Source organism: Pseudomonas sp. PS02303, from assembly GCF_029959925.1.
Lineage (GTDB): Bacteria > Pseudomonadota > Gammaproteobacteria > Pseudomonadales > Pseudomonadaceae > Aquipseudomonas > Aquipseudomonas mandelii.
Genome location: NZ_JASCOM010000511.1, coordinates 1 through 1,525 on the forward strand (window position 1 = coordinate 1; position 1,525 = coordinate 1,525).

The 1,525-nt window shown below is 60.1% G+C and carries 2 protein-coding genes; both read right to left on the reverse strand.

Annotated features, from left to right (window positions below):
- Positions 1 to 111 precede the first annotated feature (111 nt).
- A complete protein-coding gene (locus QMX98_RS34545) occupies positions 112 to 582 on the reverse strand; it encodes a DUF1456 family protein (protein WP_083374900.1) in 471 nt (156 codons plus the stop codon).
- A gap of 75 nt (positions 583 to 657) precedes the next feature.
- Complete coding sequence (locus tag QMX98_RS34550; protein ID WP_172792342.1) at positions 658 to 1,368, reverse strand: rRNA pseudouridine synthase; 711 nt, start codon at positions 1,366 to 1,368, stop codon at positions 658 to 660.
- Positions 1,369 to 1,525: the final 157 nt, after the last annotated feature.

Consider the following 1,525-nt stretch of genomic DNA (forward strand, 5'->3'; position numbering starts at 1 on the left):
CATCTATACAGATTGGCCTGCGACCGCTCTTGCAGGAGCCTGTTTGCTGGCGATGGCGTTTTGAAGATCGCCATCGCCAGCAAACCGGCTCCTACAGGGCGCGCGGCGGGCTTACTGCGGGCGAACGCGCAGGGTCAGGCCCTTGAGGAAGTTGCGCAGCAACTGGTCGCCGCACGGGCGATAGTTGGTGTGGCCGAACTTGCGGAACAGTGCGCTCAGCTCAGGCTTGGATACCGGGAACTCGGACGCCTTGAGGATCGCGTGCATGTCGTCTTCTTTCAGTTCGAAGGCCACGCGCAGTTTCTTCAGGATAATGTTGTTGGTCACCGGCACTTCGATCGGCTGCGGCGGACGGCTTTCGTCCTTGCCGCGCTTGAAGATCACCAGGCCGTCGAGGAAGTGCGCCATGACTTCGTCCGGGCAGCGCACGAAGCCTTCCTCGTCTTCCTCTTTCTTGTCGAGGTAGGTCAGCAGGTCTTCCAGGGACACGTCCATGCCGCCGATCTTGATGATCTCGATGACTTTCTTGTCGCTGATGTCGAGCATGTAGCGCACGCTGCGCAGTACGTCGTTATGAATCATGGTGTGCAATCCTGATATTCAGCAGTGGGCGCCGCGTAAGCAGCGGCGCCGGAATGTGTGGCGGCGTGAAAAGTCTCAGAACTTCTCTTTGCCGGACAGGTAGCGCCATTGCCCCAACGGCACTTTGCCGATGGACACGCCGCCAATGCGGATGCGGCGGATGGCGACGACCTTCAGGCCAACGGCCTGGCAAAACAGGGCGATCACGCCCGGTTGCGGGTTCTTCATCGCAAAACGCAGGCGGTTTTCGTTCTGCCAGCTGGCTTTGACCGGCGGCAGTTCCTTACCTTTGTAGGTCAGGCCGTGGTTCAGGCGGTTGAGGCCGTGAGCCACCATGTCGCCTTCTACCTCGACGACATATTCTTGTTCGATCTTGGCGGAGTCGGCGGTGAGCTTGCGCAGGATCTTCCAGTCCTGGGTGAACACCAGCAGACCGCTGGCGTTGGCCTGCAAGTCGGTGCTGGGGGTCAGGCGCAGGAAGTGGCCCTTGAGCGGACGTTTGCTGAAGCGGTGTTCTTCGCTCAGGGTCTCGGCGCTGATGGTCGCCATTGCGGTTTCCGCGTCCATGCCCACGGGCACGTTCAGCAGGATGGTCACCGGTTCCGGCGCAGTGGCCTTGGCCTCGGGGTCGAGCTCGACTTTCTGGGTGTCGACCTTGAATTGCGGCTCGTCGATGACTTCACCGTCCACGGTGACCCAGCCGCCCTCGATGAACAGCTCAGCCTCCCGACGGGAACAGCCGACGAGTTCGATGAGGCGTTTGGAGAGACGAATCGGGTCAGTCATGACAGGGCCGTAACAAAAAAGGGGTGGGCATTGTACCTGCTGGGCGCTGGTTAATCCCGGCTCCATTTGCCGCAGGTGCTTTTAATGTGGGAGCGAGCCTGCTCGCGAAAGCGTCTTCAGCTTCAACTTCAATGTCGATTGATAGACCGCTTTCGCG